Here is a 6,143-nt window from a genome sequence, read left to right on the forward strand (position 1 = left end):
ACACGAGGAGACAAGACTTGCAAGAGCATACTTTGAGGAGACCGAAGATCCAAAAGAGGCACTGAATCTTATGCCTGTACATATGCACTATGAACGCTCGATGCTTCACCACCTTGTCGAAAAGCCGGGAGATTATAAAGGTGCTCTTACCACAATCCCGCCAAAACTTCTCTCAATGTTTGTAAGCGCCTTTCAGTCGTACCTCTTCAACCGCATCCTAAGCCTCAGAATCAGGGAGACGGACGGAGATATATTTAAACCGGAAACCGGGGACAGACTTCTGTTCCCGGGCGGCAGGGAAGATCTCGTGGATCAGAGGAACATAAAAACCGCAGGCGTTCACATAAAAAGAGGAAAGTGCACGGTTGCAATATACATGCCGGGTTCAGAGGATTTTGAGCATAAAGGATATATGGACAGTTTTGCCTCCGCTATAATGGATGATTTAAATATCACAAAAGAGAGTTATTCAAACTTATCAGATATAATCGGCGCAAGATTCACAGGTGCTTTAAGGCCTGTTTCTCTGAAGACAGAAGTCAGCGGCTCGATCAGAGAGAATGATATAATACTTGAATTCACCCTTCCTCCCGGACAGTATGCAACAACAGTCTGCAGGGAGATTATGAAAAGCGATCCTAAAAATATGGCCTGAAAAGATAGGATTCAGGCATCATTTTGTTTTATTTTCAGCTGATTTTTCCTCTGTTACGAGAGGGGAATTACTATCATAATTTTTTGTAAACTCAATTGCATCAAACAGATTTCCCATCTCATCCACAAGTCCGAGAGCTAATGCATCCTGACCACGTATTAGCTGTGCTTCTTCAATATCAGACCTGTCAATATTTCTCTCGGATATAACATCAGATATAAACAACTCAAAGCTGTCATCAACCATCTTCTGGACATACTCAAGCTCTTCATCGCTCAGGCCGCGGAATGTTGCTCCGAGATCTTTTAGATCACCGGACTTAACAACGGCAACAGAGACCCCCTCCCTGTCAAGCGATTCACTGGTGTCATAAAAGGTCCAGATTGTTCCGACACTGCCGGTCATGGTATCAGGATTTGCAAATATCCAGTCTGAATGGGAGCTTATATGGTAAGCTGCAGAGGTAGCCATATCCCCCATTGATACAACAACCGGCTTTTTTGTCTTTGCATATTCTATATCTCTTATAATCTCCTGTGAAGCAGAAGGAGAGCCGCCAGGGCTGTTTACACGAAGAACAATCCCTTCAGTCAGGGGATCATCAGCAGCGGCCCTAATCTGGGCTCCGACATAATCGCTTCCCGCATATCCTCCGCTGTATATATTTCCCGTAATGAGCGTTCCTTCAACACGGATTACTTTCACTCCTCCGTCCTGTGCATAAGGAAACAGTGAGAAAACAGCAAATAATACTATAGCTAAAAAAATTCCCGCCACAAACCATTTTATGCCGTTTTTGCGGAGCTTTGCCTTTTCTGCCTTACCTATCTCTTTGTCAAGCCATGACATGCCTATTCACCGTACATTACATCATACTCTGTTACGAGATTTGTCCCACACATATAATGACTTTTGAGAGTCAGACGAAACATCTCTTCCTCGGAATCTATATGCATACCGCCGACAAGAGAGGGGGTATCAGCGCCGCCGACAATAAATGGCAGGTGAATGAGCCTCACTTCATCAACAAGCCTGTCCTGAAGCATGTAGTAGTTTAAAGTCGGGCCGCCCTCGACCATCATTTTTCTGACATCATATTCTGAATAGAGGATTTCCATTAAAAGCGGTAATTCGATCTTATCCTCTCCGCAGAATACAACATCTGCGCCTTTTTCCTTTATCGCCTCAATTCTTTCTAAAGGTGCTTTTTTGCTCACAGCAACAATTGTCTTTGCATCACTGCCCAAAACATTTGAATCAAGAGGGATGTCCCCTGTGCTGTTTGGAATGACTCTTACAGGATTTTCTCCCTCCACATAACGGACTGTTAAAAATGAGTTGTCAATCTTAATTGTATTTGAACCCACCATTATTGCGTCATATTCAGCCCTTGTTTTATGGAGAAGCAGATCAGTTTCAGGATCCATGTATTTCATCAGTATTTTGCTGGATGCACCTTTTTTTAATGTCAGTTTACCATCAACGGTAATCTCCGACATTATCATAACATGAGGTCTTCTATTCTCTTCTGCCATGACAATCTTTCTAAGAGGTTTATTGTTCTGTATCAGTAAAGAAGTTAGCCCTATAAATTTACACAGAAAGATTCAGATATTCAAAAATTTTGCCTCTTAAAGATTTGTTGCAATGTGAGTAAAATGCCCATTACAAAAAATAATTCAGGAAAATTTAGTGAAACCTTTAAGCCAGTGATTCCAAATAATTAAGATATGAATATTACTGCGTTAAGACCAAAATTTATCGGATGCCTCGAGCCCGTTGCAGATATATTCATAAAATTAAGGCTCACACCCAATATGATCTCGGTTATGTCCTTAATAGCCGGCCTTATCACTGCGTATCTCTTCTTCAGGCAGTTTTTCGCTTTAGGAGCACTCTTTCTGATTTTATCTGCCCTGCTTGACCTTGTTGACGGCACTGTTGCAAGAAAGACAGGCAACGAAAGCAAATTCGGGGCTGTTTTTGACTGGGTTGTTGACAAGTATGTAGACAGTATAGTTATTTTGGGAATTGGTCTTTCAGGAATTGCGATTATAAGCCCGTTTATCACATTAAACGGAATAAACGGTTACATACTTGACTTTGCAGTAGTCGCTCTTGCAATAATCGGTTCTCTCATGAACACTTTCATAAAACCGGTCACATATGCGGAAGTGGGTTTTGAAAAGAGAGAAGACGGAAAAATTGACGATCCCTTAGAGAGAGTCGGCTTTTTCGGAAGACCGGAGACAATAATATTTTTGGTTCTCGGAGGTCTTAGCGGTCTTATCATACCGGCAATTGTGATAATTGCAATCTGTACAAATCTCTCGGCATTCCAGAGGGTTATTTACCTCTACAGACACCTTTGATCTTTTCCATATACACTTTTATCAGACCGTCTGCAAAACTTCCCAGTTCGGGAATAACCGAGAACAATCCAAGTGCAAGTACTATCAGAAATACAAGTGCCCCGAGTTCTGCCATCACATTATGCGCCCAGAAGAAACTTTCATAACCATATTCCCCATTTGAGGCTATCCCAGGAAGATACTGAAACCACTGGCCTGTGCATGCCGCGACTACAAAAACATTTCTTAGAAGATTTAAAATGTATATTACAGGCGTAATTAAAAGAAATGCCAGAATTTTCTGTTTATTCTCTGTCGGAATGCAGTATGCAAGACCAAGCATTATGGCAATGCTCTGAATTCCCGTACATGCAAGTATAATCTCAACACGGAATCCGTTATATTCAAGCGTATTCCACGCCGTTTCATTAAAAGGAAGTCCGAAGAGTATTCCCAGGGCATAGACCTGATCTGTAACACATGCAATTAAAAAATCCCCCGCTGCCGGTATATATGCGAAGGGAAAATAGATCAAAAATGCAATCGCCGCGCCGCGGCTTAAGTATATGACATATTTATTTTCTTTTAACAACTCCGACACAGTTATTGCAAGAAAAGGTATTCCCAGTATCCCGAGAACAGGATATAAAAAATTGCTCTCTTCAGATATATAATATGAAAAATCCGCTATTAACGCCAGTATTATAAGTATCCAGCCCGCAATTGCAAAGTATTTTTTTATGCTTCCCGGTATCAGGAGAAATCCTATAAATGCGAGGGCAGATAAAAAAACCAAAAGAGCTTCCATTGGTTATAATCTTGGCATTAATTCCATAAAAACGTACATGAACAAATTTTCAGAACAAATTCTTAATTTAAGTTTTTATACGGATTAATACAGCCCCCTCATAGAAATTATAATTTCATCTGACAGAATCCATAATGATTAATCAAATAGAGACGAATAATATAGCCAATGATGTTCTGTCCAAATTGCAAAAGTATGCTGAAATCAATAGGTGGAAAACTCAAATGCCCGAGATGTGATTTTGAAAAAGATGTCTCAGACAAGTCACAACTTCAGAAAACAAGACAGAGAGTTGAAAAAGAGATAATTATCGTTGATGAGGAAAATCAGATGTCAACGATGCCGACAACTGAAGTAAAATGTCCTGAGTGCGGCAACAAAACCGCTGAATGGTGGCTTCGCCAGCTCCGTTCAGCTGATGAAAGTGAGGTTCGCTTCTTCCGCTGCACAAAATGCAAATTCACATGGCGTGAATACGACTAAATAATTATTTTCCCACTTTATTTTTAATTAAATTTTTCCCGGAATTTATAAGAGAATTTGATATCTCTTTATTTTTCTAAAGATTTAACCTGATTATTAGCATAATTCAAAAGAGCACGATTTTTCTTCCTGATTCCTGTGTTTTAACTCATAAATCCTGTTTAATTTTGGCTGAGGCAGCCCAAAGGATGGCGTTTAAGCCGGCTGCCATAATAAGCGCAAAAACGTGTAAGTTCAGGGCGTTTTATAAAAAGGAAAAAAATAATTATTTTCAGAACAGTCCCTGTCCCTTGACGCGGTATTTACTCTGAAGGGTTCTTCCGACAACACGGAATGCAGTCTCAAGCTCTTCAAACGGAGGCACCTTATTCTCCCTTAGGATTTCACGACCGCCGTTCATCTCTGCACCGCCAAGCAGAACGGACACTATTCTCTTATTAGTAGACTCGGAAAGCATCATAATCTGCTTTGCAAAACGCTCTGATGTTAAGACAAGGTTTGGGAAACCTATTATCATACATATGTCCCAGAGATCGTCATGTTTTGTAAGAATACTGAATGTCTTTGCAAACCTTGCACCATCTGCATCTCCCAGGAGATCAACAGGGTTTCCACGATTCCAGAATGGTGGCAGGAATTCGTCCATCTCATCAATTACATTCTGTGGCAGATCAACAATCTCAATACCATAGCGTTCTGCATAATCGGTTGAAAGAACTGCAAAACCGCCTGCATTTGTAACAACAACTGCACGCTTGCCCTTCGGATAGTGCTTGTTGTGTGAAAGGAATTCTGCTGCCAAAAAAGCATCTTCAAGGTTTGTAACGCTTAATACTCCTGCCTCTCTGAATGCTTCCATGTAAACCTCATAGCTTCCTGCAAGAGAGCCGGTATGGGATGCGGCAGCGGCACGGCCCCGCTCAGACGAACCGGACTTTATTGCAACAACAGGCTTTGTCTTTGCAATTCTTGATACAACATCCAAAAAACCCTTTCCGTTGTTGATCTCCTCAATGTACATGATGATCGCTTCGGTATTCGGATCAGCCTCAGCCCAGTGGAGATAGTCAAAGAAATTAAGATCAGCCTGGTTTCCAACCGAAACCACAGCAGAGAATCCTACATTGTGTGTTAAACTCCAGTCAACAACCGCGTTTACAATGGCACCGCTCTGGGAGAGAAATGCAATGTTTCCGGGCGCAGGTGATCTCTGGACATATGTTGTGTCATATCCCTTGTGGGGAGAGATTATGCCAAGACAGTTGGGACCGACAATTCTTGTGCCGTACTTCTTTGCAATTGCAACCGTATCCTCCTCAAGCTGTCTGCCCTCTTCATTCATCTCCCTAAATCCTGCCGTTATTACAACAGCTATTTTTACGCCCTTTTTGCCGCACTCTTCCATAACCCCGGGAACAAGAGCTGACGGAACAGTAATAACAGCCATATCAACATCCCCTTCTATATCAAGAACGCTCGGACGTGTCTTAAAGCACATAATCACATCCCTTTTGGGATTTACAGGGTATAATTTTCCGGGGAATGTTGAGAGTTTATGCATAACAGCATATCCCATCTTACCGGGTGTTTCCGATGCACCAATTACAGCAATTGATTTTGGATCAAATATGCTGACATCAACCTCTTCTGCATCTTTTAAACCGGTTTTTTGCTCATCACTGAAGATAAATGCTGTATCCACAGCACATGCTCCGGACTCATAGAGTCTTAGGGGATTAATGTCAAACTCCTTTAATTCATCATTCTCCTCAAAGGCGCGGCAGACATTCATAATTGTCTTTACAAGAGTCTCCTCATCCTTTGGCGCAGAACCTCTGTAACCGGA

General features: G+C 41.5%; 7 protein-coding genes. 3 read left to right on the forward strand and 4 right to left on the reverse strand.

The window, feature by feature from the left end:
* A partial coding sequence (gene truD / locus ACTB1O_RS10340; RefSeq protein ID WP_462995056.1) for a tRNA pseudouridine(13) synthase TruD occupies nt 1–655 on the forward strand: 655 nt, incomplete at its 5' end.
* A gap of 18 nt (nt 656–673) precedes the next feature.
* Here truD and sppA read toward each other — a convergent pair.
* Together sppA and ACTB1O_RS10350 are read right to left on the reverse strand one after the other, a co-directional pair.
* Entirely contained in the window at nt 674–1,504 is an 831-nt protein-coding gene (gene sppA / locus ACTB1O_RS10345; protein ID WP_462995057.1) for a signal peptide peptidase SppA, read from the reverse strand.
* A gap of 2 nt (nt 1,505–1,506) precedes the next feature.
* On the reverse strand, nt 1,507–2,190 hold the full coding sequence (locus ACTB1O_RS10350; RefSeq protein WP_462995058.1) for a dihydrofolate reductase family protein: 684 nt from the start codon (nt 2,188–2,190) through the stop codon (nt 1,507–1,509).
* A gap of 195 nt (nt 2,191–2,385) precedes the next feature.
* On the opposite strand from ACTB1O_RS10350, the gene ACTB1O_RS10355 reads away from it, so the two are divergent.
* Nucleotides 2,386–3,027 (forward strand): CDP-alcohol phosphatidyltransferase family protein, encoded by a 642-nt coding sequence (locus ACTB1O_RS10355; protein ID WP_462995059.1) that lies wholly within the window; start codon nt 2,386–2,388, stop codon nt 3,025–3,027.
* Here ACTB1O_RS10355 and artA read toward each other — a convergent pair.
* Nucleotides 3,002–3,814, reverse strand: a complete 813-nt coding sequence (gene artA / locus ACTB1O_RS10360) for an archaeosortase A (protein ID WP_462995060.1) — start codon at nt 3,812–3,814, stop codon at nt 3,002–3,004. The genes ACTB1O_RS10355 and artA overlap by 26 nt on opposite strands.
* A gap of 168 nt (nt 3,815–3,982) precedes the next feature.
* Here artA and ACTB1O_RS10365 point away from each other — a divergent pair, with 168 nt between their 5' ends.
* Nucleotides 3,983–4,297, forward strand: a complete 315-nt coding sequence (locus ACTB1O_RS10365; protein ID WP_462995061.1) for a transcription factor S — start codon at nt 3,983–3,985, stop codon at nt 4,295–4,297.
* A gap of 271 nt (nt 4,298–4,568) precedes the next feature.
* Here the strand turns inward: ACTB1O_RS10365 and ACTB1O_RS10370 are convergent.
* On the reverse strand, nt 4,569–6,143 hold a 1,575-nt coding region (locus ACTB1O_RS10370; RefSeq protein ID WP_462995062.1), incomplete at its 5' end, for an acetate--CoA ligase family protein.

The organism is Methanomicrobium sp. (assembly GCF_055145805.1).